Annotated in this window: 20 protein-coding genes and 1 tRNA gene; 5 read left to right on the top strand and 16 right to left on the bottom strand. The window is 45.9% G+C overall.

The window, feature by feature from the left end:
• Positions 1-176 precede the first annotated feature (176 nt).
• Entirely contained in the window at positions 177-4,253 is a 4,077-nt protein-coding gene (locus tag QFZ48_RS02785) for a hybrid sensor histidine kinase/response regulator transcription factor (RefSeq protein ID WP_429061051.1), read from the bottom strand.
• A gap of 207 nt (positions 4,254-4,460) precedes the next feature.
• On the opposite strand from QFZ48_RS02785, the gene QFZ48_RS02780 reads away from it, so the two are divergent.
• Entirely contained in the window at positions 4,461-5,834 is a 1,374-nt protein-coding gene (locus tag QFZ48_RS02780; protein WP_429045920.1) for an aspartate kinase, read from the top strand.
• Here QFZ48_RS02780 and QFZ48_RS02775 read toward each other — a convergent pair.
• From QFZ48_RS02775 to QFZ48_RS02765, 3 genes are all read right to left on the bottom strand, one after another.
• The gene (locus tag QFZ48_RS02775; RefSeq protein ID WP_429045921.1) at positions 5,806-6,147 is read right to left on the bottom strand and encodes a DUF1016 N-terminal domain-containing protein; all 342 of its coding nucleotides are present in this window, start codon (positions 6,145-6,147) and stop codon (positions 5,806-5,808) included. The genes QFZ48_RS02780 and QFZ48_RS02775 overlap by 29 nt on opposite strands.
• A 300-nt stretch (positions 6,148-6,447) precedes the next feature.
• Positions 6,448-6,531 (bottom strand) — tRNA-Leu (locus QFZ48_RS02770).
• A 79-nt stretch (positions 6,532-6,610) separates the two neighbouring features.
• Entirely contained in the window at positions 6,611-7,570 is a 960-nt protein-coding gene (locus QFZ48_RS02765; protein WP_429045923.1) for a DUF5996 family protein, read from the bottom strand.
• A gap of 194 nt (positions 7,571-7,764) precedes the next feature.
• Between QFZ48_RS02765 and QFZ48_RS02760 the strand changes: the two genes are divergently transcribed.
• Positions 7,765-8,514 carry a YoaK family protein gene (locus QFZ48_RS02760; protein ID WP_429061049.1) on the top strand — a complete coding sequence of 250 codons (750 nt, stop codon included), beginning with the start codon at positions 7,765-7,767 and terminating at the stop codon, positions 8,512-8,514.
• A gap of 66 nt (positions 8,515-8,580) precedes the next feature.
• Entirely contained in the window at positions 8,581-9,294 is a 714-nt protein-coding gene (locus tag QFZ48_RS02755; protein WP_429045925.1) for a Crp/Fnr family transcriptional regulator, read from the top strand.
• Positions 9,295-9,372: 78 nt separating this feature from the next.
• Here the strand turns inward: QFZ48_RS02755 and QFZ48_RS02750 are convergent, their stop codons facing one another.
• From QFZ48_RS02750 to QFZ48_RS02700, 11 genes are all read right to left on the bottom strand, one after another.
• Positions 9,373-9,795 (bottom strand): hypothetical protein, encoded by a 423-nt coding sequence (locus QFZ48_RS02750; protein WP_429045926.1) that lies wholly within the window; start codon positions 9,793-9,795, stop codon positions 9,373-9,375.
• A 229-nt stretch (positions 9,796-10,024) separates the two neighbouring features.
• On the bottom strand, positions 10,025-10,528 hold the full coding sequence (locus QFZ48_RS02745) for a DinB family protein (RefSeq protein ID WP_429045928.1): 504 nt from the start codon (positions 10,526-10,528) through the stop codon (positions 10,025-10,027).
• Between the two features lie 111 nt (positions 10,529-10,639).
• Positions 10,640-12,142, bottom strand: a complete 1,503-nt coding sequence (locus QFZ48_RS02740) for a RagB/SusD family nutrient uptake outer membrane protein (protein WP_429061047.1) — start codon at positions 12,140-12,142, stop codon at positions 10,640-10,642.
• 27 nt (positions 12,143-12,169) lie between these two features.
• Positions 12,170-15,304, bottom strand: coding sequence for a SusC/RagA family TonB-linked outer membrane protein (locus tag QFZ48_RS02735; protein WP_429061045.1), 3,135 nt, complete (start codon positions 15,302-15,304; stop codon positions 12,170-12,172).
• 435 nt (positions 15,305-15,739) lie between these two features.
• Positions 15,740-18,409, bottom strand: coding sequence for a PVC-type heme-binding CxxCH protein (locus tag QFZ48_RS02730; RefSeq protein ID WP_429061043.1), 2,670 nt, complete (start codon positions 18,407-18,409; stop codon positions 15,740-15,742).
• Positions 18,345-18,929 (bottom strand): hypothetical protein, encoded by a 585-nt coding sequence (locus QFZ48_RS02725; RefSeq protein WP_429061041.1) that lies wholly within the window; start codon positions 18,927-18,929, stop codon positions 18,345-18,347. The genes QFZ48_RS02730 and QFZ48_RS02725 overlap by 65 nt, the downstream gene beginning before the upstream one ends.
• Before the next feature lie 40 nt (positions 18,930-18,969).
• Complete coding sequence (locus QFZ48_RS02720; RefSeq protein ID WP_429061040.1) at positions 18,970-19,842, bottom strand: ThuA domain-containing protein; 873 nt, start codon at positions 19,840-19,842, stop codon at positions 18,970-18,972.
• 40 nt (positions 19,843-19,882) lie between these two features.
• Positions 19,883-20,833 carry a 2-hydroxyacid dehydrogenase gene (locus tag QFZ48_RS02715; protein ID WP_429061038.1) on the bottom strand — a complete coding sequence of 317 codons (951 nt, stop codon included), beginning with the start codon at positions 20,831-20,833 and terminating at the stop codon, positions 19,883-19,885.
• Complete coding sequence (locus QFZ48_RS02710; protein WP_429061037.1) at positions 20,830-21,318, bottom strand: VOC family protein; 489 nt, start codon at positions 21,316-21,318, stop codon at positions 20,830-20,832. The genes QFZ48_RS02715 and QFZ48_RS02710 overlap by 4 nt, the downstream gene beginning before the upstream one ends.
• Before the next feature lie 25 nt (positions 21,319-21,343).
• Positions 21,344-22,510: a mandelate racemase/muconate lactonizing enzyme family protein gene (locus QFZ48_RS02705; protein WP_429061035.1), complete on the bottom strand. Its 1,167-nt coding sequence runs from the start codon at positions 22,508-22,510 to the stop codon at positions 21,344-21,346.
• 19 nt (positions 22,511-22,529) lie between these two features.
• On the bottom strand, positions 22,530-23,414 hold the full coding sequence (locus QFZ48_RS02700) for a sugar phosphate isomerase/epimerase family protein (RefSeq protein WP_429045943.1): 885 nt from the start codon (positions 23,412-23,414) through the stop codon (positions 22,530-22,532).
• Between the two features lie 252 nt (positions 23,415-23,666).
• Here QFZ48_RS02700 and QFZ48_RS02695 point away from each other — a divergent pair, with 252 nt between their 5' ends.
• Together QFZ48_RS02695 and QFZ48_RS02690 are read left to right on the top strand one after the other, a co-directional pair.
• Complete coding sequence (locus tag QFZ48_RS02695; RefSeq protein WP_429061033.1) at positions 23,667-24,569, top strand: AraC family transcriptional regulator; 903 nt, start codon at positions 23,667-23,669, stop codon at positions 24,567-24,569.
• 38 nt (positions 24,570-24,607) lie between these two features.
• Positions 24,608-25,450, top strand: a complete 843-nt coding sequence (locus QFZ48_RS02690; protein ID WP_429045947.1) for a chromate resistance protein ChrB domain-containing protein — start codon at positions 24,608-24,610, stop codon at positions 25,448-25,450.
• Between the two features lie 21 nt (positions 25,451-25,471).
• On the opposite strand, the gene QFZ48_RS02685 is transcribed toward QFZ48_RS02690, so the two are convergent.
• Entirely contained in the window at positions 25,472-26,608 is a 1,137-nt protein-coding gene (locus QFZ48_RS02685; protein ID WP_429061031.1) for an efflux RND transporter periplasmic adaptor subunit, read from the bottom strand.

Below are 26,608 nucleotides of genomic sequence, written 5' to 3'. Positions count from 1 at the left end.
CTGTTTTTTCATACGCCGGAATATTTTTTTTGATTGATTTGGATGAGCTAAAGATAGGTGTAAGGAGCGGGAAGCGACTGTACTATAGTTACAAATAACTGTACAATTGGGAGAATTTATAATTGGTATATATTGATAATCAAGTGGTTGTATGTTTACTTGTCTTGTGCGCCAAACTATACCATGGTTTGTTGTTCGCGATATTCATTGGGGGAGCAGTGGTACATCTTTTTAAACTCACGGAAGAAATAAGACTGGTTGTTAAAACCTGTTTTGTAGAATATTTCGGCCACGGTAAAACGGGTTTTTACTAGGAGTTGGGCAGCTTGTTTTAACCGGATGTAACGGATAAATTCTGCCGGTGTCATATTGGTAAGTGTTTTCAGCTTCCGGTATAATTGCATTTTGCTGAGGAGCAAATGCTTTTCCAATGCTTCGGCATTTAATCCTTCTTCATCCATCCGGTTTTCTATTATCTGTACCAGTTCCTGCAGGAACTGTTTGTCGGTATCCGGCATATCGGTTTCTTCCAGTTGGCCGAATGGATGATCCCTCCGGAAGATTTCGTGCAGGCGTTGGCGGTATTCCAGCAGCTTACGTACCCTCACCTGTAAGTGATCAGCGTAGAAGGGTTTGGGAAGATAGGCATCTGCACCTGCTTCGTAGCCTTCTGTTTGCTGGTCGATGGCGCTGCGGGCCGACAGGATAATAAAAGGAATATGACAGGTACTGGCGGTATTCTTTACTTTGTCGCAGAGTTCCAGGCCGTTCATATCGGGCATCATGATATCGCTGATGATCAGGTCGGGCAGGGTTTGCCGGATCAGCTCCAGTGCTTCATTCCCATTACCGGCTTCATATATAATATACTGACCGGCAAGCAGGTCTTTTAATAGCTGCCGGATGGCGTATTCATCTTCCACTAACAAAATACTTTTTTTACCCGCCTCCTGTACGCTTCGGATGCGGGACAGTTTGTTGGGATCAATCACCGGCGCCGCCTGGGGTAACAGGTCGGCAGTAATGGATTGCAACAGGTAGGAGGGAACAGGATTGGCAGGCGCCTCCTGTTGCTGCAGGTAAGTGTTGCCCGTTTCTGAAAGCGGGAGCTGTACATAAAAGGCCACGCCGTTATTTTCATTTGCCGCACGGATGCTGCCATTGAGCAGGTGTACCATTTGCTGGGTAAAAGCCAGCCCGATGCCCGTTCCGAATGTGCCGTGTGTGGCAGTAGCGGTACTGAAAAAACGGGTAAACAAGTTATCCAGTTGTTCGTTGGAGATGTGACTACCGGAATTATACACATAAAGGTGCAGGCAGTCGTTCGTTTGTTGGGCGCGAAGCAGGATGGATTCTTCCCGGTTGGTATATTTACAGGCATTGCTCAGCAGGTTAAACAGGATTTTTTCCAGTTTATCTTTATCCATCGCTGCAATCATAGCCGGTGCAATATGGGTGTCAAAACGCAGGGCTTTTTGCTGGCACATAGGTTTAAACAAGGCCGCAATATTTTCCAGGAGCGCGGAAATATTAAGCGCGGAATAATAGTTTTTCAGAAAACCGGCTTCGGCCCTGCGGAATTCGAGCAACTGTTGCACCAGGTAGGTAAGCCTGGAGGCATGCTGATGTACAAGCGCCTGGTGATACGTGTCGCCGGGTTGTTCCCGGCTGCGTTCTGCCGCACCAACGATCAGCGTGAGCGGTGTTTGCAGTTCGTGGGCGATGTTGGTAAAAAAGCGGAGTTGTTCTTCGTGTACTTCTTCTTCTTTTTTACGCAGCAGGTGTTCCATTTCCAGCTGATGCTTCATGGCCAGTTTATTTTTCCGGTACAGCCAGAAAGCAGTACCCGCGCTGCTCAACAGTACCAGGTACAATAGGAACGCAGGCCACGTAAGCCAGAAATATTGTTGAATGGTAAGGGTGAACAGTACGCTGGGCGGCGTCCATACGCCTTCCCCGTTACTCCATTTTACTTTCAGCACATACCGGCCGGGAGGTACATTGCTGTAAGCGATTCTGCCGTTACCACCGGTGTACTGCCAGGTTTTATCGTAGCCTTCCAACAGCCAGGCGTATTCACATTTTTCTGCGTGAAGAAAACTGACGGCTTTTCCCTGCAATTCAAAAAAGTTATCCCGCCTTGCCAGCGTATAGGCGGCGGTATTATGTTCCCCGGGTTGCAGTACCTCCAGGCCGGTTTCATTTGTTTTGCCGGCCAGTTGTAATCCTGATACCAGCAGGTTAGGATATACACGGCGTTCCTGTATATTAGCCGGTATGAAATAATTGAAGCCATATACGCCACCAAAGTAAAGCCGTCCTGCGGGATCTTTCCAAACGGCCCCATCACTAAACTCGTTGCTTTGCAATCCATCGGCCTCCTGGAAATGAGATATTTCCGCAGTAGCGGGATTGATGCGCGCCAGCCCTTTATTGCTGCTCACCCAGATCAGGCCGTCGTTATCCTGCGTAATGGCATGAATGGTATTATTGGGCAGGCCGTTGCCGGTATTATAGCGGGTAAATGCTGGTCGCGGTTTATTGATATCTGCTTCTGCAATATAGTTCAACCCATAGCTGGTACCTATCCATAACCGCTGTTTGGTATCGCGGTAAAGTGCCAGCACATCGTTATGTGATAAGCTGCCTTCGTAACTAAAGGCCTTAAATACCTGGAATTGTTGAAGCTTTTTATTGAACAGGTTAAGTCCGCCGTAGCGGCAGCCTATCCATAACGAGTTAGCAGGGCCGGGAGCCAGTGAATAAATGATATCATTGGCAGGGCCGCTATTGCTGCCATTAAAAGTATATTGTTGGAATGCCGTTACGGCGATATCGCCACCCTGCCGCTGAATACGCAGATGTACCAGCCCGTACCCGCTGGTGCCCAGCCATAGGGAGCTGTCGGCATCCGGCAGTATGGCATATACAGAGCCAAACACGGGTAATTTGTTGCTGCCGCGTACCTGTTGCCAGTTGATGAAGCGTTTATGCAGCTGGTCATAAATAGCAAGACCTTTGCCATCGGTGCCAATAAAGATGATACTATCCATGCCACGGCAAAGCGCAAAAACGGAATTATCTTCCAGTTCTGCCGAAAATAGCTGTTGGTGCGTAGCGGCGGGTTGCCGGGTGAAGTTGGACAAACAGATGATGCCGCTGCCTTTGGTGCCCACCCAAAGATCGTTGCCATTGGCACAGAAGGCGCGTATCGGTTTATTAAAAGCGGCGCCGCCGGTAATTTTGTTTACGGTGCCGAAGTATTTTGTTTGCGGGTATATTTTGATGATGCCATTGCCATCTGTTCCGCACCATAACACCTGTTCGTTGCTGCCGCTGGCCCAGGATATGATTTTCATGTCCTGCAGCTGCCGCGTGGCTTCGGGCAGCAGGTGCGTGGGCCGGAACTGCGCATCATACTCTCCAAAGCCTTGTGTTACCCATGCCAGCAGGTAATGCTGGTTGTAGATAGTCATGGCGTTTACGGCATGCGGAAGCAGCGCCTGCAGTTGTGCCTGGTGGGTACCGCCCGATACTGCCATCAGCTCGTGTGCGGCGGTGGTGAAAAAGATCCTGCCGTTAACGGAGAACAAGGCCTGCACATTGGTATAGCGCTGTAATAAAGGCCATTGTGCCTGCCAGTCGGCATATATCTCCAGGCTGCCATCGCCGCGGAGTACCCACAGGTGGTTAGCGCTGTCAAATACTGCTTTGCTGATACGGTTATTACCAGCCGGGAGCGGGCATACCACAAAAGAATCGGTGGCGGCATTGTAACGGGTAAGTCCCTCCTGCCGGCTCAGGCAGTAAAGCTGTCCGGCGGTATCGGCGATCAGCCGGTATTCCTGCTCGCTGATGCGGCTGCGTTGTTGGCGGCCGTAAAAGTAATTATAAAATTTCCCGGTTTGTTTATCGTATCGCGATACCCCTTCGATGGTGCTGAGCCAGATGCGCCGCTGGCCGTCTTCCGTTACCTGCAGCACCACGTTATTGCCGATGCTGTGCAGGGGGTTGTCTTTGCTGTAATTAAATGCATGAAAGGCGGTGCCATCGTACATATTCAGCCCGTCCCAGGTGGCGGCCCACAGCAGCTTATCGGAATCCAGGAACAGGGAATTAACTGCGCTGTTGGAAAGACCGTTGCGGTTATCAAGTTGTTGGGTATAGTAAGACGCTGTGTCACCCGCGAAAACAGCTGGTGCACAGGTGAATATACAGATCAGCAGGAAACAGACCAGAGACAATCGCTTCATAACGTGCCGGTTTACGGTGGCATTACCGTTGACATCTGTTAAGGTACTAAATTTCTGGTTGTGAGGAACGTAGGGAATGCCTAAACATTTCAACGATGATTTTTCATATACGCCTTTGCCGGAATAATACCCATTTCCTCCGGATAGCATACCTTATGAAGTTTTTGATAGCTTTTATTCCATTAATAAATTATATAGCTTCGCAGCATGTTAACTGTGGAAAAAATCGGTGGCACGTCAATGAGTGCCCTGAAAGATGTAATCGACAATATCATTTATTATGGCCGTACCGGCGATAGGTTATACAATCGTGTCTTTATTGTTTCTGCTTTTTCCGGTGTTACAAACCTGCTGCTGGAGAATAAAAAAACAAAAGCGCCTGGAGCCTATCATCAATTCGCCACTGGAAATGATTACCATCAGGCACTTGAATCTGTAAGACTTCACCTTAAAGAGTTGAATGCCTATTACCAACCGCTTGGGCTGAACATAGCAGAAGCCAACGAAGTGACGGACGGCATTATTAACCGGGTGCTGACATATCTCGACAGCGCAAACACCATGTTGGCCTCCGGATACCTTAATGAAGGCATCCTGCTGGCTGTTCGTGAGATCCTGGCTTCCGTAGGAGAAAGTCACTCGGCTTTTGTGCTGACAAATATCCTGCGGAACAAAGGGCTTAACGTAGCGCTGGCGGACCTGAGCGGCCTGGGGGATGGACGTTCACTAACCATTGATGAACGCATCAGGGAAGAATTTGAGCGTCTCGATCTTAAAAGCTGCCTGTGTATTGCAACGGGGTATGTGAAAGGAACAGAAGGGATCATGAGAGAATTTGACCGCGGTTATTCTGAGGTAACTTTCAGCAGAATAGCAGAACTACTCCGGCCTGAGGAAGCTATTATCCACAAAGAGTACCACCTGTCCACCGCGGATCCCGGATTGGTAGGCATAGAAAACGTAAAACCGGTTGGCTATACCAATTACGATATTGCAGATCAACTGGCCGATGTCGGGATGGAAGCTATTCATCCTAAAGCTGCAAAGCCACTGGAGATATCGCGTATTAACCTGCGGATCAAAAACACCTTTGAACCTGAACATCCGGGCACGCTGATCACTAAAAATTATATTTCTGAACATAAGAGGGTAGAAGTCATCACCGGCTCAGACCAGCAATTGCTCATCGACATCTATGATCCGCTAATGGTAGGCGCCGTAGGCAGCGATCTCGATATCATGCAGGTATTTGCCCGTTACGGTGTCAGCTATACTTTTAAGGCTACCAGCGCCAACAGCATTAGTATCGTTATTTGGGAAAGTGATTTGAAACAGCAGCTGCTGAAGGAACTGAAGGAAAAATATGAACATGTGACTTTGGAACCTATTGCAATGGTATGTTTGCTGGGTTCTAATATGGATCAGCCGGGATTGTTAGCCAAAGCTACTGCTGCACTGGCCAATGCAGATATCAATATATTAAGCGTTGGAGTAGCATTGAGAAAGGTTAATTTCCAGTTCGTGATTACAAGGGAACACTTCAAAGCAGCGATCATTGCACTGAATAAAGCGGTAGGATAATTTTATTTTCCTTCTTATTTTTTCGCTTCAGGAAAATCGACATTGATACAAATAAAGTAGGGTTGTAAGTCTCAAAGTTTCTCCCGTATTGACTCCTCAATTGTGTCGACAGCGTCGACACAATCTGTTTGGCATACGCCGCCCGTTTATTTTTAAGGATTTCATTGTTGATGCGCTGGCCAATCTGCCAGAAAAGTATTGTAAGAGTACTGTTAGCATGTGAAAATACTTGTCGTTGACTTTGCTCAATAAGCTGCGAGAGCTCGTTGAATAAGGACTCTTCGATTGACGTTACGCTTCTTCCTTTTGCCATTGTGCTTAATTTATTAGCAATCCAGTATTGAGGAATGCCAGATTCTCACGTTAGATGAATAACCTGAAAATTAGATAACGAAAGAATTATAAGCGTTAATTGGAAGTTAATGCGACAGGAGAATAATTCAATTGTAAAAGGAAGTGTGGTTCGATTTCCCTCTAAAACTCATTTTTGATGGAAGCCATTATCGAACCGCCCGACTGAATGAAGCAGTAAAGCTAATATACGCGCTGGACACGAGTCTTCCTAAAAATAAAAATGGACAAACCAAGAGTAATCTCGATTTGTCCACTTTCGTGCCCAGAACTGGATTCGAACCAGCACACCCTTGCAGGCGCTGCGACCTGAACACAGTGCGTCTACCAATTTCGCCATCTGGGCAACTGATATTGTGTCAGGGGTTGCAAAGATAAGCAGCTAAAACTTTTTACCAAATATTTTTGCAAAAAAATAGTGGAGTCTATTTGTAACACCCATAGGCAACCTCCAAACGGGAAAGATCGCATTCCAGTGCTGCGCGGTCCCAATGCCCCGTGTTGGCCGCTGCCTCATAGGTCGACTGCATGAACGCGAGCAGCGTCTCCTCCGGATCTGCTGCCTGTTGTACTACTTCATAAGGCAACATAAATTCCCCCATCTCCTGGCTGTAAAAAGCGCCGGCAGGTTGAACAGGTTGTTCGCTGAAAGCAGGGGGAACCGGGTAGCAGTAAGCGTAAAAAACAGCATGCGGATACTGTTCACTGCCGGGCCAGAATCCACAGGAACTCACTTCTTTGGAGTAGGCCTCCCGCATTACCGCTGCCGGCATATTGGGTGCTTCCCCCTGGTGAGGCGGCGCATCCCTCCCGGAGAACCGGGTTACTGCCAGGTCAAAGGCGCCCCAGAAGAAGTGGACGGGGCTGCATTTGCCGGTGAAACGTGTCCTGAATCGGGTGAAGATGTTGTGGATTTTCACCAGGGCCTGCCAGAAGTCCTCCATTTTTTGGCGGTCGTACGACTGGTGAACCTCATCTTTTTCGAACGGAATCGCCTCTGCTATTTCACTGGGCACTGTGTAAATAGTTACATCAATATCCAGTTCCTTTAGTTTTTCAAATAACGCATGGTAAAAGTCGGCCACCGTTCTGGGCCGCAGTTCCACTATTTCTTTTTTGCCGGTACTGGTGATGATGACCAGCTGGTGCTGCATGAAGTTAAAGTCGATCTGGAATATGCCGTGTTGGTACGGCACGCTCCCGGTGCTGAGTCCATCCGGACTTACATACAGTGTTACATGCCACGAGTGGTTTAACCACGGCATTTTCCGGAGGCGGATTTTTCCCACGATCTGCGTCCACAGGTGTACGGTAGCTAAGGTATCTTTCCAGTCGTTATAGGTCAGCACAGGCCATTGATCCTGTTTGGAATTGGCATTTTGCATGGGTGAATGATTGAAGATGAGCAATTCAGTACCCGGATTAACAAATGGGGTGGGGGTAATGTTCCGGGTAAAAGTGACTTTTTGCAATCATTATCTTGAAAAATATCAGTTAAACGGAATCCACCTGCCAGTAACTTTGTTGGTTGCAGGGGAAGAACCATGATGTCTTCCTGAAAAATTACCGGAGATAATAAATGCTACGCCATATTGGAAGAAAGAGAAATTATAAACACAACCTGCAATTGGCAGTGTTGCTTTGTTTTACAGCAGGTATCGTAAATGCGGCTGGTTTTTTTGCCTTCGCTGTGCTAACCACTAATGTTACCGGGCACGCCGCATTGCTGGCTCACAAACTGGCAACCGGCGATCTGCGCGCCGCAAGGATGGTAGGCTTATGGCTGATCCTTTTTCTTGCCGGGGCTTTTTTCTCAAGCTTCTTAACCGGGAAAGCCGGTAAAAACAAACGATGGGGTAACGTAGCGTGTATCGTGATTGAGATCATTATTCTCCTGCAGGTGGGAAGCTTCGGAAGCTCATTTGATCAGTCTATTATCAAAACAGAACTCTTCGCCGGCAGTTTGCTTTTCGCAATGGGAATGCAAAATGCGCTGGTATCCACCATCTCCGGTTATGTTGTCAGAACTACACATCTTACAGGCATGTTCACCGACCTGGGAATCGACCTGTATACACTGGCAGCTGCTCATGGTAAAAATGTGGATCATGTAAAAAAGAAGGTCACACTGCGGCTTGTCATTATCGCCTTTTTCCTGGCTGGAGGAATAGCAGGAGGATACGTGTTCCTCAGATACCAGTACTTCACCTTTTATTTACCGGCTGCCATCCTCGCTATTGCTGTATTTTACGACGTTTTCCGGATCCGCTTGTTTAAATGGATGCGTCGCATAAGAACAATGCCGCATCCGCGAACGGGAATTAGTTGACATTTTCATACCATAAGGGTACCTTTGATGATATTTGCTTTCCCGGATAAATCAAAGGTCGTTTTTATGAGTTTAGCTGGCCTGTTTCCTATTGATAAATGGAATTTCAAATCTCAATCCATTTTAACTGATCTGCCGGAAGATGAGTACGCGGAACTCTGTTCCCACATGGAGGAACAACGATACCGTAAAGGGGATGTGATATTCAGGGAAGGAACAGTAGCGTCAGGTATTTTCTTTATAAAAAAGGGAAAGATTAAAAAGTATCACGTAGACCATAAAGGAAAAGAACAGATAATATACGTCGCCAATAAAGGAGAATTAATCGGATACCATGCAATTTTAGCAGGAGAGCGTTACCCTGATGCTGCGGCTGCCCTGGAAGAATGCCTCCTTTCTTTTATTCCCAAAGAAGATTTTATGGCTACCTTAAACCGGTCGGATGTTTTGCCACGCAGGTTGCTGAAAACGCTCAGTCATGAATATACCGTGCTGGCAAACAGCATTTCCGTATTTGCACAGCGGTCTGTTAAAGAACGACTGGCTATAGTATTAATCATTTTACGGGAGAAATTCAAAGAAGAAACTCCTTCCGGAAACGATATCCTGATCAATCTTTCCCGTAGTGACCTGGCCAACATGGTAGGTACCGGCAACGAAAACATCACCAGGTTTTTATCCGAATTTAAAGCCACCGGTATTTTAACGACGCAGGGGAAAAATATTTGTATTAAAGATGTGAAGCAACTGATTAAATTGTCAGGTTATGGAAATATATGATAGCCTGAAACAGGGGCTCATAAAAAAGGGTTGCAGATCGAAAGACTTACAACCCTTCTTTATAACCAGCTGGTTAAATTATTCCACCCAGTAGGTTAACGGCACAACAATATAGCCATCAGATCCAACAGCATCGCTGCTGAGTGTAACAGTAGAGGAAACAGCCCCTTCCCAGTTGCCCGGGTACGCACCAAAGGTATATGTGCCGGCCGGCAGGTTTTCAAATTTATCCTCGTCTTCCTGGCCGCCGGGATAATAGTACACACCAGTGGCTACATTTTTTGCCCAGTAACCGCGTAACCCGGTGCCGCCTGTAACCGGCGCGCCATAAATGTCTACCAGCGTTATACGGACACTAAATTCCGTCAGGATTTTGCTGGATTTTCCGGGAACAATACAATGGGCGCTGCTGATGTCATCATTTCTGCCGGAAGTGGGAGTTGCATTGCTCTGTAATAAAAAGAGTACGGACAGAAAGCTAAGGAAGATTGCTTTTCTCATGGGTTAAAATTTAATATTAGGTTTTCAAATGAGTATTTAAGTTAGAATTTTATTGCTGGATTTTGTAAGATTTTATTGTTAAATCAAGGGATGATAATGTAGCTAAAACAGTCACCTGGCTAAGGGCGTTTATACGCTGGAGATCAGCAATAGAAAAGGAGTAAACAAATTAACACTACATCAAAGGAGGCTTGAACATCCAGTATTTTCAAGCCTCCTTTGATATGGTTCAGCTTTTTTTGCTTTCTTCATAAGTAGGGCCGTATAAACCCGGTACCTTGTTTCCTGTGGCACGCAGGTAAACAATCATTTCACCACGATGATGATAGATATGATTAAAAAGAAATCCCCGTGCTACGATTCCCCTCGGCACCGGACCCAGAATTACCCGTTCTCCTGCTTTCATGGTCCAGTTGTCCTGCAATTTTTCTTCGGTAAGCGATTTTATTGCAGTCCTGGCTTTCTCAACATTACTTTCAAAAAACGCCAGGGTAGCTTTGATATCGTTCGTGTCGCCCCGTTCCGGGCGATCCTTGGCCAAATCATACACGTCCTGCGTGAATGTGCCGGAGTACCAGTGGTAAATGGTGGCAATGTGCTGTGCCAGCTCACCCATCGTCCAGGAAGTTTCAGAGGGTTTGTAACCGAGGTCATCTTCTGGAATGGCTTGTAATAATTTACGTGTGTTATTTACTTCATGTTCGAATTCCTGTGTTAAATATTGCAGTATCATGTCTCATGAATTTTTAATAAAGATAACAAAGAGGATTGATACTAAAATCGATAAGGCACTAAAGAGGACATGCCTCTCCAGTGCCTTACCGGTGTAATCAACTATCCGATATTAATATCCTTTGGTAGGTACCAGGTTGGGGTTATTTCTTAACTCCGTACTTGGTATCGGGAATAACAGTTCTCTTTCCGTTAAAACCGGTCCGTATGAAAATTTATGTCCCACATAGTTATCAAAGCCTTTAGTAGTGAGGTTGAATGCTTTGCGGAGGCGTACCATATCGAACCAGGTAATGTTTTCAAAGCACAACTCGTACCAGCGTTCCCGCCAGATGGCTTCCCGTAGTTGATCTTTAGACAATCCTGCCAACGCCGGTAAGGTAGCCCTTGACCTTACCTGGTTAACCGCATCGTACACTTTTGCACCCGGACCGCTTACTTCGTTGGCAGCTTCAGCATACACAAGCAGGATATCGGCGTAGCGGATCAACGACCAGTTAAGATCACTGTTGGCGGTAGTTGTTTGCGCCGTCACGTCAAAAAGCTTGTAGATAAAATATCCGCCAAGGTCTACCTTCAGGTTCCGGTTGTCCTGGTTGGTGAATTCGGTAAAAAAGAACTGACCTTCCTTGGCGCGCAGATCAGCGGCATCATAGGATCTTACAAAGTCGGCCGTTGCATAAATACCGCCTGTTTCAGCAGAATAGGCAGAAATATTCTTGTTGTAAGGAATAATGAGCGGTTGCCAGGATCCGGGAATGACCTGTGTTTTATACTGGATCATAAAAATATTTTCCTCTGTATTTTTCTTTGCCGGGTTATGCAAATCACCATAAGTGTCAAATAGTTTAAATTGTTTTGAATCCAATACCTCTGCTGCTTTTTTGGCTGCCAGGTCAAAGTAGGTAGCTCCTTTTTGTAAAGGGTAACCGGCCATTGTCAGATACACCTTTGCCAGCAATGATTTTACAGCTCCCAGCGATACTTTTCCGCTGGCGTCCTTCCAGGGTAGCCCGGCATTCTCCGCCGTTGTTAAATCATCTACAATTAATTTATAAACATCTTCCGGTGCTGCCTGCATGGGTCTTAACTGATCCGACTTCAAATCAACGGGCTCCGTAATTAAAGGAATATTGCCAAACATTTGCACCAGGTTGAAATAATACCAGGCCCGTAAAAAGTGAGCTTGGCCCAGCAGGCTTTTGGCTTCTGCGGCATCCATAGAAATACCTGGTATTTTGCCGATAGATAAATTAGCATTGCTGATGCCTTTGTAATAGTTTCTCCAGTAATTCTCTCCATAAGCATTATCGGCGGTATTGTGGAGGTCTTTTACAAAGTAGCTGTTAACAGCCTGCCCGAGATCAGTACCCGCCTGCCCGGTAGCAAATTCTGTCATGGTCCAGGGGCCGCCGCCAAACTCACCGGACATAGGCTCCCGCAAACTGGCGTAAATGGCATTTACAGAACTCCTTGCGTGTTCTGGCTTTGTAAAATAAGTATCTTCTGTATAGTTGCTGGGATCCGTTTCATCTAAAAATTTCCGGCAACCGCTTATCCATAGTGCGCCGGTTGTTAATACCAGCAGTCCGTATCTTATTGTTGTTGCTTTCATAATTTTTCGTTTAAAGTTTATTCTGTATTATAATCCCACATTAAGACCCAGCATAAATACCCGTGGCTTCGGATAATCGTACAAGTTCAAACCCTGATCGAAAGGAGAGCTGGAGTTGGAAACTTCAGGATCGTATCCTTTGTATTTCGTGACCAGGAAAAAGTTCTGCACGGAAGCATATACTCTCAGGCGACTAAGCTTTAAAGCAGAAACGGTGTTTGCCGGAAATACATAAGCCAGTAACAAATTACGGCCACGGATAAACGATCCGTCGGTTACCTTATGGCTATCGTTATTGGTGGTGTAATAGGCGTTAATAGGGCGTATCTGCGCAATAGGAGTGTTTTGATTGGTTCCCGTCCATGCATTAAGCACGGTTTTATAACTATTGGCAATACCTTGCCGGTCTTCAGCTGAATGTATGCTCCTGTCTAATACATCGTTGCCATACATAAACTGCAGGTCTACGGTCAGCGACCATGATTTATACTGAAAGGTGTTCAGGAAGGTACCATACCCGTCTGGTATACCTTTCCCGATGATGGTCCTGTCTAAATCATTGATGATACCGTCATTATTAATATCCTTATATTTTACGTCGCCGGGCAGCATATTATATTTCTTTGCCTCGTCAGCTTCCTTGCTGCCCCAGGTGCCGAGATGCATTCTTCCAAAGAAAGAACCAACCGGTTCACCCACCCTGATGATCCCGTTGCCGGAAGATATATCACCATTGGCCAAAGCAAGTACCCTGTTTTTATTGACAGAAATGTTGAAGGTGGTATTCCAGGAAAAATTATCGTTTTGAATATTAATAGAATTGATGGCAAACTCAACACCCTTGTTTTCCATACTGCCAACATTGGAGAAAATTTTATCACGCCCGCTGGTATAGGGTAACGGCGCATCCAGCAACATACCATCTACTTTTCTGCGGTATAAGTCCAGTTCGAGATTCAGCCTGTTGGAAAATAAACCGAGTTCAAGACCGAAGTCGACCTGCTTTGTTTTTTCCCACTGTAAACCAGGATTGGCGATACGGTCAATACCCACGCCGGAATTACGTGCCCCATTGAAAATTACGCTATAATTTCCCATGCCCGCAAGCGCCCGGTAGGCAGGGATTTCAGAGTTGCCGGTGGCTCCGTAACTAGCACGTACTTTCAAATTGGATATAGCAGCAATACTCTTCATGAAATCTTCTTCTGTTACCCTCCAGGCGAGAGCGGCAGAAGGAAAGAATGCAAACTGGTTATCACTTCCGAATTTGGAAGATCCATCCAAGCGGCCGGTGAAAGTGACTAAATACTTATTGCGGAAACCATAATTTACACGGCCAAAATAAGAATTCAGCCCATTGGCAGTTCCTACTGAAGAAGGAGGCTGAGGGCTGGATCCTGCACCAAGATTGTAATACCGGTAGTACGAATCGGTGAAGCCCTCTGTACTTGCCTGATTTTCGAAACGGTCGATATGCTGCCAGGACACTCCTGCCATCGCATTTAAAGCATGTACTTTTGCAAACTGCCTGTTGTAGGTAAGGTAGTTCTCAAACTGCCAGGAGTTGTACCTGTTGTTATTGATGAAAGCATTTCCGTTGTCTGAAATGTATTGCATTCCCTTGGCGGCGAAATAATCTTCCCGTTGGTTAATGATGTTGACACCAATCGTCGATTTCAATTCCAGCCCTTCCGCCAGGTGAATGTTTGTATACATATTGCCAAGAAGCGTTTGGGTATGCAGTATGGAGATCCTGTCGGCGGATACCCTTAAAGGATTATCGCCGCCCTCCATGCCCGGATAGTCCCTGTTGCTCGCCCACGACCCGTCTGCATATTTTACCGGGATAATAGGCAGCGCTTCCAATACCTGGCGCATCATGGTAATACCGCCTCCATCGAGTTGATCCACCTGTTTTTCCCGCTGATCCGTATAGCTCATGGTACCACCGATCTTTAACCAGTCTTTTATCTGGCTGTCGTATACCACACGGCCGGCATACCGGTCCTGCCAGGAACCCCGCGCCAATCCATCCTGGCTGCGATAGTTCAGGAAAGCGCCTATGCTTCTTTTTTCATCACCATCAGTAAATCCAAGTTGATGATTCTGCGTAAAAGCTTTTTGAAATGCTTCGTCCTGCCAGTCGGTGTCGTACAGCGGGTTTCCCTGTGAATCAAATAATTTGGGATTGGTGCGTTTGGTTTTGGGATCGGTGTATTTTGTTCCCGTTGCCCATCCAACCGGATCATATTTTTGCGCGTTGGCATAAGCCAGATCCTCCACCGCCAGGAACTCTTTTGCATTGAGCAGTTCCAGTTTTTTAGGCAGCACACCAATACTGAAATCCGGATCATACGTGATTCTTCCACCGGCGGAAGTGCCTCTTTTCGTGGTAACAAGGATAACGCCATTGGCTCCCCTGGCCCCATAGATCGCGGTGGAAGAAGCATCCTTCAGTACTTCAATAGAAGCAATATCGTTAGGATTGATATAGTCAATCGGCGTACTGCCATTCCTCAAGCCTACCGGGTTCAGTATCACACCATCTATTACATACAATGGGTTATTGGAAACGCTCAGGGAGCTTGATCCGCGGATGCGAACATTGGTTCTCCCACCAGGTCTACCGGAGTTGGAAGAAACATTCACCCCGGATACACGGCCGGATAAGCTTTGGTTTAACGAGGAGGCCGGACGTTCCTGTAACGTTTCGGCTTTAACAGTACCAACCGCCCCGGTCAGATCTGATTTTTTGGTCGTTCCATAACCTACCACCACTACCTCATCTATCTTTTTAACCTGCGGAACAAGCTTAATCACCATGTCCGCAGTAACCTTCACTTCCTGGGTAACATAGCCGATATAAGAAACGATCAACACTGCATCTTCATTAACGCCTTTAATGCTGAAGTTCCCGTCGCCGTCGGTAGTCGTGGCCTTATTAACATTCTTTACTTTAATACTTACTCCCGGCACACCAACGCCATTCTCTTCCAAAACCTTACCACGCACATCCATGAGGAATGCAGGTGAATAGTTACCTGTTACCGGATCTTTCGCATGGAGCTGCGGGACTACTCCCGTGAATAAAACAAAAGCGGCATAAATGATTTTTTGGCGTAACGCTGGCATGTTGAAAGTCACCGTGGAAAACTGTTTCATAGTTAAAAAGTTATCAGGTTAATTTGATCGTATCCGTTGTTCCGGATACATTTTTTTAAGTAGCAGAATTTAAGGGCAGCGTAAAGCTTTCGCAGAAAATGCGTTGTGTTTTTGGTTGAATGATCTATTAGTGTTTTTCAGGCAAATGAGTATGGCTTGTCGGTGATTGTTCTATACTGAATGGTTTTTCATATTCGTGAAAAGGATTAATAGTTGATGCCAGTAGGCGCTACAGTCCATTTCGGGTATCTTTCACTGTTAAAAAAGTAAATGGCGTAATTGGTTTTTAAATCGTGTAACAAATTATATTGATAGTAATCCTAACAATATTAAGTATACGAAATGATACTTCCTTGTGATATTTTCACTAAGTGACGTAGTAAATTAACACCAGCGCCTAAACGCTGAGATGTGTTGAACGGACAGGTGTTTTTATTATCTCTTTTCCATTGGATGTTCTTTAAGCAGTTGCTCTGAAGAATAAAAATCCTTTTTACTTTCTATGCGCTTCCTTACCTGTTTTACTTTTTCCGGAGAAACAGCTGATCCTTTGTTGCCGAACGAATTCCTGACATAGGTTAGCACGGCAGCAACCTCATCGTCTTTTAGTAAGCCGCCGAAAGGCGTCATGGGAACCTGGCCGGAATATACTTTATTGTTTACTTCTATCGGACCTAAGAGTCCTTTCATCACCAGCTTGATGAGCCGTTCATCACTTCCCGTTACCCACCTGGAACCAGCAAGAGGAGGGAAGCCAGAATCAGGAAGGCCTTTACCGTCCGCCTGGTGACATGTTTTACAATAGCCCTCTATGGAGTAAATTTTCTTGCCCTGGTTAAACAGGGCTAGTTCAGCACCTTTCAGGTTGGTATTGTCATCTTTCTCTTTTCCCTTTTTCACATTCTCTCCATTTAAGTGGGCTACGGCGGTTTCATACGCATGGATCATCCATTCATCCAGCGGCATTTTTTTAGCTGCTGCCAAAATGGGAAGCCCTTTTTCTTTACCGATCCAGGAAGCGGCCACAATCGCCATCAGGCGTACACGGCTATTTTCGTCGCTTGCCGCCTGCATCAGCAAATCTGCCTGGTCAGGAACCTGGTGTCCTGTATAACGCAGTACCTGCACGGCTGCGGCTCTTGCATGATAATCGCGGGCTTTTAATACCTGTTTTAAAAGCTGCTGATTCACTTTATCCATACCCCAACTCACCCAAAGTCCTTCGAGCAAATGATGCTCATATCGCGGATCGTTTTTATCCAGTTGGGAAACCCAGGTTTGCAGTTTGGACAGTACGGCGGAAACATCCCGTCCTCTCAGTTCGCGGCGGGTTCTGTAGCGGGTCCTGTACTCCGGTAGTTTAAGGTTGTCCAGCAATTCTTCTATGGAGGCTCCCGCTATATTTGCCGGTTTCATCAGGGGCCTCGACGGATAAGTAATGCGGTACACTCTCCCATGGGAATGATCCCTCAAAGGATCCCGTGCATTATGTTGCATGTGCCCGATCAGGATGTTATGCCAGTCGATCACGTACAATGATCCGTCGGGCGCGAACTCCAGGTCAACCGGCCGGAAATTAGGATCCCCGCTCACCAGCAGATCTGTGCGATGACGGCTTTTGTAGCCTGTTCCATCGTCCTGCAGCGTATGTTCTTTTGTTCCGAGGAATCCTATGGTATTATTGATCAGGAAGTCGCCCTGTACCTCATCGGGAAAGTGGCGGCTGGACACAAATTCAAGTCCTGATGTTGGTCGTACTTTATGTTTATCTTCTATCAGCTGGATCGATTTATGTGTAGCCTGGCCGTACCTGGGCAGTACGGTGCCTGGCAGCATCCAGCGTACATCCGGACTGGAGGTTTCTGCAAAGAAGGGCTGTCCCCAGTCGTCGAACGCAATACCCCAGGGGTTTGGAATGGAAAGTTGTGCAGTACGTTCCAGTTTCCTGCGACGCGGGTCATACCTGTAAAAGCCGCCGTTAGACGCACGAATAGTCCCGTAGGAAGTTTCTATATGTGTATGAAGAAACACGCCTTCTCCCGAATAGATCGCTCCTGAAGGATCTGCAGTAAACGCATGACTGCTGTGATGTGTATCGTGATCATCAAATCCGCTGAGCAGGATTTCTGTTTTATCCGCTTTATCGTCACCATCCGTATCTGTAAGCAATTTAAGATTAGTTCCCTGGGCAACATATACGCCTTCTGCTGCAATCTCAAAACCGATGGGCAGGTGCAGGCTGTCTGCAAATACCGTTTCTTTATCGGCTTTGCCGTCGTTGTTAGTATCTTCAAGGATAATAATTTTATCATTGGGTTTGGCATCGCCCGGCTTATAGTGGGGATAGCTCGGCATCACGGCTACCCACAGCCTGCCCTTATTGTCAAATGACATCTGCATTGGCTTGGCAAGGTCTTTAAACTGCTCTTCTGAGGCAAATAGCTCAATCTTATATCCTGGTGGCACTTTCAGCTTTGCTACCGCTTCCTCTCCGCTGAGATACCGGAGACTGCCATTTTTAGCGGGGTTATAGTTGGTTTTAACGGCGGGCAATACTTTGGTATTTTTATCAGCAGCTGCAATATCCATTTTCGTTCCTTTAGCAGCAGCGAGCCAAACCGCGGTGTCCCTGATCGCTGTCATCTCGCGGATCTTTTCTATTTCTGCAGGATAATTATCCGGCCCGTAAGGATCATACCGGCGGCCATATACATGTACACCGTTGGGAATTTTGTAATCATTTAGCCACATCCAGTTTTTTTCCATCACGGCATCGTGCACCAGCTGCCTGTTAGCTGTTGCGGCTGGGGATACATTTCCAAAAATCTGGTCTGCCAGCAAAAGTCCCAGCTTTTTATAACCTTCTTCATTCAGTTGAGAACCGTCGATGGTCAAAGGTTCCTTTGCATCCTTATACCATTTTTGAGAAGGTGTGAATGCATCAACAAATAATACATTATTACGGGCAGCCACTTCTTTCATGGCCTGGGTATATAAAGCCAGGTTTTCATTTTCTTTCCTGCCATCGGGGAGGTCATATTTACCGGAAAGGTTTTTCGAAAGCAATGGGTGAAACAATGGCCAGTTGCGGCGCCGAGGCGTCATTGTATTTCTGCTTCAATGTCCACTTTATAAATGCATCCAGCTCTGCTTTATTACTGTCCAGTCCTTCTTTCCCCTCAAATGATTCATTGTAACCGAAGAAGGCAATGATCACATCTGTTTTGTGCCTGGTGAGCCATTGATCGGGTGTTTCAAAGCGTCCTTCGCTCGGGCCTTCTATTGTTTGAACCTGGCTGGCCAGTTCAGGATGGAATTTCTCTGCACCGGGAAATGCCCAAGGGGAATTCCTGCCGGCATGTGGCCGGAATCCGGGTGTTTCCCCACCATCGCACATGTTGCGGATGTGCAGTTTATATTCCGGGTAACGGAGATACAGTTCCGTTTCAAAATTATCATAATTGATCATCCTCGATCCCAGGTTGTTACCGATCAGGGATATATGGGAGGTATCGGAAATAGTGAGCGGAGCAGGCCCCTGGGATTTGCAGGCATGCAGTATCATTATCGCCAATACTATGGGAATAAAAGGCGCGTAAATGCCAATTTTTAATAGTTTGGACATCTTATTAAACAAGTTTAGCAGCATCAGGAAACGTGAAATACTATTTCGCCTCGCGGTAGGGTACCTGGATATTCATTTTACCTTTCCATTTTCGTGGAATTTTAAGGCCCAGCTCATAGTGAATGGCGTTGATCACCAGGCGCTGAAAGGACTCCTGGCTGAAATCTTCAGGGTGGCCCAGGGTTGTCATAAAAACACGTCCGCCAAAAGCGTTGGTGCCAGTCCAGGCAACCGGGTTTTCAATCGCTTCTTTATCAGGATTTACGGCCTTTCCCATCAGCAACCAGGTAGACCCTTTCACAGGATAATCCGGTAAAACACGGTACAGCCATGAACGCACATGAAAATTCTTTGCAACGCCTGTCAGGATAGGATTGCCGGCCTGCTCAGGAATGATGCGTACATCCGTGCTGCTCTCATGTCCATAATGGGTATGTTTGGCGGCGCCGCCCCATCCGGGAGGTGCATTTAATGCAAATTCTCCAAAGGCGTTCCATTTCTCACTGGCATGCCCCTCCGGAAAATGGAATGCATGCGTGGTGGTACGGAAACCCATAACAGGTTTGCCGGATTTCAGGTAAGCGTCGATATAGGCAAGTTGCTCAGGCGGAAGCCTGCGCCAGCGCAAAAAGAAAACGGCCAGATCTGCATGTTTCAATGCCTCGAGGCCCGGAATATTTTCTTCACTGTTATAATCGGGAGATGCTTTGAGAACGATCGTTTTCATGCCGTAATCTTTCTCCAGCGCGGCGGCGATCAAAGGCATGGTTTCTTCGCTGCTGTACTCATGATCACCGGTCACGAAAACAACCAGCGGCTTTTTTATCTCTTTGGAAGATTGTGCAAAGAGCCATCCGGCAGATGTTATACCAGTGCTTACTATGAACAATAAACAAACGCAAAATTTTTTCATTTGAACAGAGATTATGATGACCGTTTGAATACGATATATTTCAAAACAACGCTTTGCGGTTATATATGCTGTCTGGCTCCGGCTCCCCACCGGTAAGCACGGCTACTACATTATTGATGGTAAGCAGGCATATCTGCCGGTAGGTGGCCGATGTAAGACTGCCGGTATGCGGCGTGATAATGGCCCGCGGGTGACGCACTATATCAACGCTCTCAACTGGTGGCTCATCCGGTAATACATCCGCAGCAAAACCCGAAATCACCCCGGAATTTAATGCCTGCAATAACGCCGGATGGTCGATAAGCGCGCCTCTTGCTGTATTGATCAGTAAAGAACCCCGTTTCATTAAACGCAATTGCTTTTCTCCTATGATCTTACCTGTTTCGTTATTGAGTGGAAGATGAAGGCTAACAACATCTGACTGCCGTAATACATCTTCCATGGCCAGGTATTTATAAGGCAGATCCTGAACAGATTTACTCCAGTACACAACCTCCATCCCGAAAGCTTCTCCAAGCCGGGCAACACGTTTTCCTATGTTTCCCATTCCCAGCACCCCCAGGGTTTTGCCGTTCAACTCATCTCCTGCATATGAATTGCGCCAGCTCCAGTTGTTTTGTTTCACCTGGGAAACCGATTCATACATATTACGCATCAGCATCAGCATCAGGCTCAGGGTATGCTCCGCAATAGTGGCGGCATTACTGCCCGGTGCATTAATTACCTTGATCTTTTTTACTGTTGCTGCAGCTACATCTACATTATCCAACCCAACGCCACACCTGGCCACTACCTGTAAATGCGGGAAGGCATCCATGAGTGGTTGAGTGATCAGGCCTTTCCCTCTTGTAATGATGGCATGAATGTCCTCTTTGTTCAAAACCTCCTGTAAGCTAGGTTCGTCGTATCCTGTGAATACATTCACATTTTTCTGAAGAACGGCTAACGCTTCCTCTGCAATGGTTTCAAGCAACAGTACGTTTTTTCTCATTTGTTGTGATATAAGGTGGCATCATCAGACCGGTATCCCCTGAAGTCATTTCTGTTTGAAACATACAACCCTTCTTCATAAAGTTCATCAGTGAATATCCGCGAGTCCACTTCAACTCCTGGGATGGAAGATATTTCCACCAGGTTGCCGGCAGGATCGCGCACAAACATCTGCATAGCCCCGTCAGGCAGCTTTCTTACCTTTCCCCACGGATGAATATCAATTATATTCAGTGCTTTCATTCGGAAAAAAAGACTGCTGAAATCATCTACCTGCACACATACATGTCCACGGAAAGAGGTTTTGTCTTCCCACTCGGAGATATGCAATTGCTGCTCATCATTGAACTTGAAAAACATAACGGGGTAATCAAACCGGAAGGCGGCAAGTGGCTCCAGGCCCAATTCATGCTGATAGAAATGACCTGCTTTTTCCAGGTTGTCTACAATCAGTGTTACGTGATTAATTTTAAGTGCTTTGGCCATAAATAAATATTTACAAATACCACTTCTAAACTTTTTGTTTATACTGCCGTACAAAATCCCAGTCTGGCGTTACTCCTAATCCAGGTGCGGTGGGCGCCTGGATGGAGCCATTTGTAACGGTAATCTGTTCCTTCACCAGGTCATACATCATCGGGTTTCCTCCAACGGAGAACTCAATGATGGTTGCGGAAGGCGATGCAAATGCTACATTCAGTCCTGCCATAAAAGAAAAGGCAGAACCCCAGCAATGCGGCGCCAGCTCCAGTTGATGCACACTGGCGAGGTGCGATACCCGCACCGCTTCCGAAATGCCGCCAATGATGGCCGCATCCGGCTGTATTACATCAATGGCCCTTATTTCCAAAAGAGCCTGTATGTCAAAACTGGTATATTCACTTTCACCTGCTGCGATAGGAATATGCGTGGAAGCCCTTACTTCTGCAGTCCCCCTTTTGTTATCAGGACTGATAGGTTCTTCAAACCAGTACAAGTTACAATCTGCTACACCCCGGCAAAATTGTTTCGCTTCGGGAACACTGAAGGTACCGTGTGCGTCAGCCATCAGTTTAATATCAGGACCGATAGCGGCTCTCGCAGCTTTTACCCTTTCAATGCTGTTTTGTACGGTCTGATCCATCACGCCAACACGCATCTTAACACTCTTAAAGCCTTTATCTATATATCCTTTCAACTGTTTGCCAATATTGTCTGCATCTGCCCAGCCACCACTTGCATATGCCGGCATCTGATCCCTGCAGGCGCCACCGAGCAAATCCATTACCGGAACATGCAACATTTTGCCTTTCAAATCCCACAAGGCGGTATCAATGCCGCTCATGGCTGATATAGTAAGGCCCCTTCTCCCAAGGATAGGAAACTTCCGTCCTCTCAGCAATGCATAATGATCCCGTGTGCCATTATACATCTCCTCCCATAACCTGGAAATGTCTTTAACATCCTTACCCAGTAAAGCTGGCTTCAACTCATTTTCAATACAATTCACGATGGAAGCACACACGCCTGAAGATCCAACCGCTGCTTTGGCTTCTCCAAATCCCTGAAGACCGTCCTCTGTAGTTATCACAACAAGCGTCATGTCAAAATTGGCCAGTAATCCATAGTCTGAAGTATGTTGTTTTTCTTTAGGAACAGGACAGCGCAACCAAAATGCCTCTACATTAGCTATTTTCATCTGTTAGCAGTTGACTTCTTTAAATAAGTTTTGATAAAGTATTAAATGATTGGGTAGTCAGCATGGTATAAAACGCTTCTGTAACAGAAGCACTGCCGTGGTCCACCAGGAATTTCGCCTGCTCAGCAGATAAGTTTTCAGGATTTTCATCAATAGAATCCGGGTAAGGATTGGCCGGCGTGCGATCCAGCGAAGCGCAAAATTCCACGGAAAGCACCTCATCATAATTTATTTCCCTCAACGTATCTATGATCTTCTTCCAGTTGAGGTGTCCCATTCCCGGCGCCATCCTGTTGTTGTCCGCCACATGAAAACCAACCAGTTTCCCCTTCGCCCTTCTGATGGCCTCAAACATATCCGCTTCCTCGATATTCATGTGGAAGGTATCCAGGCAAACACCGCAATTAGGCCCTACGGAGGCTGCTAAAGCCAATGCCTGATCGGCCCTGTTGATGAAATAGGTTTCAAACCTGTTGATAGGCTCAATGCCTATCCGGATTCCTGCAGCCTCGCTATAGTCGTAAATTTCCTTTAGCGCACCAACGGCCCATTTCCATTCTTCATCAGGCCTTCCGTCCGGTACAATTTTTCCAACGGTGCAAGGTACAACAGCCACCATGTGACCATCCAGTTCCTTTACCATGGTGATTACATCCTTTACATACTGCACTGATTTTGCGCGCTGCGCCTCATCCCTGGCAAGCAGGTTGCGGTCACCCAGCATCAGCGTTACAGCTCCCCAGCAAGACAAACCATGCGTCTTCATCAGTTCTCTTAAACTTTTCGTATCATAATGTTCGGGGGTGCCGGCAATTTCAAGCCTGGTATATCCCAGCGCAGAAACTCTCCTGATGGTAGTTTCTATCGTTTCAGACCGCATCCAGTTGTGTATCCCTAATTCCATAACGCATTGATATATAAAAGTGGATTAATGTATGCTGCAGATAATAGCTACGTCGAATCATGTGGCATCTGTAAGGCATAAGCCTGTTGGTTTCATAACCGGAACGTTTTTTAAGAATTCATTGTTTCACAAACTTATTCAGACTTCCATTGAAATAAAAGTACTTCATTTGCAAGATATCAATACTATATTTACCATATTTCTGTTTTTTTTGCTTTAGAAAATAAATAGTGTACTAAAGATAAAGACATTATGAAAGTTTCTTATCGACACATATCTACTCCGGAGGATGCCAGTTTTGTAATAAAAGAATTCTGTCAGCCCCGGTTCACCAATACATTTCATTTTCATCATGGGCACGAGCTGATCCTGATTGTAAAAAGTGCGGGCAGAATGTATGCGGGAAACAAAGTGATGAATTACAATGAAGGAGAAATTTATATGTTCGGTCCGGGTTTGGTCCATTGCTTTTGCAATAATAGCTCGCCTGTTGGGGCCGACGAAATAGCGCACGCTATTATAGTGCAGTTTACAGAAGATTTTATCGGGAAGGATTTTTTTGAAAAACTGGAATTGAGAAAGATAAAAGAACTGATGCAGTTATCTGAATACGGCATAAAATTTAATAAAATATCGCCTGTTGTGAATACCCTGTTTTTCCAGTTTCAGGCAAATCAGCAGATGAAAAACCTGATCATCCTTTTACAGATCCTGGACGAATTATCGTTGCAGGGCAGGGAAAGTGTTCAACTATTAACAGATGATCCGGGAAAGACACGCTATAAGGATGCAGATTCAAAAAAGCTGGAACCGATATTTAAATATGTACTGGAAAATTATGCTGATCATGTAGATAGCAAATCTGCCGCCTCTCTCGCCTGTATGAACGAAGCTGCATTTTGCCGCTACTTTAAAAAAAGAACCACGAAAACATTCTCACAGTTTGTAAACGAGATAAGGATCAGTCATGCTACAAAACTGCTGATAGGCACAGGAAATGGCATATCTGAAATATGCTATGCCTGTGGGTTTGATAATATCTCTTACTTTAACAGGCAGTTTAAAATTTACCAGGGGAAATCTCCCAGGGAATACCGTAAGGCATTTATAGAAAGTAATGTAAGCACCCCCAGCTTCCGGCCTACGGGGAACTAAATTGTTCTACACGTAACTATCATAATTAATTATCAGGTATGAAATGGATCACCCGCGAGCGCCCGAAAATAGACAGACTGGCTTGTCCCTGGCTTATAAAAAGATTTGTGGACCAGGCGGCTGAATTTATATACGTGCCGTTCAATGAAGTATTGTCAAAGGCCGCTGAGCTGAACGCCATTCCTTTTGATATAGCCGGTGTGGAATACACACACTATGACGACTTATGTACATTTGACTACATCATAAAAAAACACCACCTTGAAGATCCGGCCATTCACGCGCTGGCGCCAATTGTTCGCGGTGCTGATACCGACCGCCACAACCTGGCGCCGCAAGCTGCCGGTTTATGGGCTATCTCCGCTGGTATGGCGCATGATGAACCAGACGACTATCAGCTGCTGGAAAAAGGAATGTTGTTATACGATTCGCTATACAGCTGGGCAAAATACCTGCAACATGTAAAGCACACGCAGCAACCATTTGAAAGTCAGCTGCTGGACATCTTTAAAAATTTCCTGCAACATGAAAAAGACAGTAAAAAGGTACCTCACTGGGCAAAGGAACTGAAAGAGATCATCCAGGACCAGATAGATACCAACCTGAATCTGAGTCTGAAGGGAATTTCAGAAACTTTACAGGTACATCCCGCCTATTTATCACGGGAATTTTCAAAATATTTTGATGACCTTTCCTTTGGTGATTATATCAGAAAACTCCGGATAGACAAAGCGATACAGCTGCTTTCCACCACGTCGCATTCACTTACGGAAATAGCATATCTCACCGGGTTTTCGGACCAGAGCCATTTCACGCGGGTTTTTAAAGTGCATACCGGGAAAAGTCCTTCTGTCTATAAAAAAAATTTATTGAAGAAGTAAACACCATCAATCTTCAGCAACTTATTCATCTGCCGTATTCTTCATTTTCATTAAAAGAGAATAAGCGCCTTTTATTACATATTCACTGTTGACTGCGGGTGTATTGCCATTCAATATTATTTCCACATATCCATTCTCGCTGTTGCCTGTTTTTACAGGTATCATTTCAAATACATTTTCATCCTTCCGGCAAAAAACATACTCTTTGTTTTCAAAACGTACCACCGCATCCGCCGGCAGCGACCAGGTACTATCATTGGCTGACTCTATATCAGCATTCATAAAAGTTCCCGGGATCAGTGATTTGTCGTATTGCTCAAAGTGGCAATGTACCTGCACACTCCTGTCTGCCGTAAGATCCTGGCCTATCAGTATGATCTTACAATCGTACTTTTTTTCGGGATTGCTGTTGGTAAAAGCCACCACCGTTTGACCGATAGCCAGTTTATTGATGTCTTTCTCAAAAACGGTCAACGCAAGGTGAATATCCGCCGGATTTACTATTTCAAATAAAACATCTGAAGGATTTACATACTTGCCTATGTTCACATTTACCTTCGACACAAAACCATTGATGGGAGAGTGGATATTAACACTTCTGGAAATGCCGTTCTCATCAAGCCTGGAGGCATTAATACCAATCAGTTGCAATTTTTCTGCAACAGATCTGTTCAGTACACGCTGGCTTTTATACTCCGCTTCGGTTTGCTCAAATAATTTATCGCTGGTAGCTTTGCTCTGGTTAAGTTCACGCTGACGGGCATATTCTTTTTCCAGGTACGCCAATTTCGCTTTTGAAGTGAGATAATCCTGCTGCAGCTGAATAAACTGTTGATCCTCCATAACGCCGATTACTTCTCCTTTGGTAACATGCATACCGGGAAGTAACGTGGTGGATTTTAAAAAGCCCCCTAACGGGAAACTGATGCTGACCATATTCTGCGGGGGGACATCAATCTGCCCGTTTACCCGGATTGCAGCAGCAATACGCCTTTTCTCCAGGTGCCCGGTTTCTATGCCCGCATTTTTTTGCTGGGCATCCGTCAGTTCAATGAGATTTCCTTTATCGCCGGCCGGTGCTTTTTCTTCCTCCTTCGGTTTGTTGTTACATGCCGCCAGTAAACAGGATGTAGCTAATATGATGATGTATTGTTTCAT

The organism is Chitinophaga sp. W2I13 (assembly GCF_050434005.1).
Taxonomy (GTDB): Bacteria; Bacteroidota; Bacteroidia; order Chitinophagales; family Chitinophagaceae; genus Chitinophaga.
The sequence above is the reverse complement of the archived record's forward strand: the minus strand, read 5'-3'. Positions and strand labels throughout refer to the sequence as shown.

Coding starts and splice junctions, on each gene's coding strand:
- QFZ48_RS02785 (WP_429061051.1), bottom strand. CDS start 4,253: ATGAAGCGATTGTCTCTGGTCTGTTTCCTGCTGATCTGTATATTCACC.
- QFZ48_RS02780 (WP_429045920.1), top strand. CDS start 4,461: ATGTTAACTGTGGAAAAAATCGGTGGCACGTCAATGAGTGCCCTGAAA.
- QFZ48_RS02775 (WP_429045921.1), bottom strand. CDS start 6,147: ATGGCAAAAGGAAGAAGCGTAACGTCAATCGAAGAGTCCTTATTCAAC.
- QFZ48_RS02765 (WP_429045923.1), bottom strand. CDS start 7,570: ATGCAAAATGCCAATTCCAAACAGGATCAATGGCCTGTGCTGACCTAT.
- QFZ48_RS02760 (WP_429061049.1), top strand. CDS start 7,765: ATGCTACGCCATATTGGAAGAAAGAGAAATTATAAACACAACCTGCAA.
- QFZ48_RS02755 (WP_429045925.1), top strand. CDS start 8,581: ATGAGTTTAGCTGGCCTGTTTCCTATTGATAAATGGAATTTCAAATCT.
- QFZ48_RS02750 (WP_429045926.1), bottom strand. CDS start 9,795: ATGAGAAAAGCAATCTTCCTTAGCTTTCTGTCCGTACTCTTTTTATTA.
- QFZ48_RS02745 (WP_429045928.1), bottom strand. CDS start 10,528: ATGATACTGCAATATTTAACACAGGAATTCGAACATGAAGTAAATAAC.
- QFZ48_RS02740 (WP_429061047.1), bottom strand. CDS start 12,142: ATGAAAGCAACAACAATAAGATACGGACTGCTGGTATTAACAACCGGC.
- QFZ48_RS02735 (WP_429061045.1), bottom strand. CDS start 15,304: ATGAAACAGTTTTCCACGGTGACTTTCAACATGCCAGCGTTACGCCAA.
- QFZ48_RS02730 (WP_429061043.1), bottom strand. CDS start 18,409: ATGACGCCTCGGCGCCGCAACTGGCCATTGTTTCACCCATTGCTTTCG.
- QFZ48_RS02725 (WP_429061041.1), bottom strand. CDS start 18,929: ATGTCCAAACTATTAAAAATTGGCATTTACGCGCCTTTTATTCCCATA.
- QFZ48_RS02720 (WP_429061040.1), bottom strand. CDS start 19,842: ATGAAAAAATTTTGCGTTTGTTTATTGTTCATAGTAAGCACTGGTATA.
- QFZ48_RS02715 (WP_429061038.1), bottom strand. CDS start 20,833: ATGAGAAAAAACGTACTGTTGCTTGAAACCATTGCAGAGGAAGCGTTA.
- QFZ48_RS02710 (WP_429061037.1), bottom strand. CDS start 21,318: ATGGCCAAAGCACTTAAAATTAATCACGTAACACTGATTGTAGACAAC.
- QFZ48_RS02705 (WP_429061035.1), bottom strand. CDS start 22,510: ATGAAAATAGCTAATGTAGAGGCATTTTGGTTGCGCTGTCCTGTTCCT.
- QFZ48_RS02700 (WP_429045943.1), bottom strand. CDS start 23,414: ATGGAATTAGGGATACACAACTGGATGCGGTCTGAAACGATAGAAACT.
- QFZ48_RS02695 (WP_429061033.1), top strand. CDS start 23,667: ATGAAAGTTTCTTATCGACACATATCTACTCCGGAGGATGCCAGTTTT.
- QFZ48_RS02690 (WP_429045947.1), top strand. CDS start 24,608: ATGAAATGGATCACCCGCGAGCGCCCGAAAATAGACAGACTGGCTTGT.
- QFZ48_RS02685 (WP_429061031.1), bottom strand. CDS start 26,608: ATGAAACAATACATCATCATATTAGCTACATCCTGTTTACTGGCGGCA.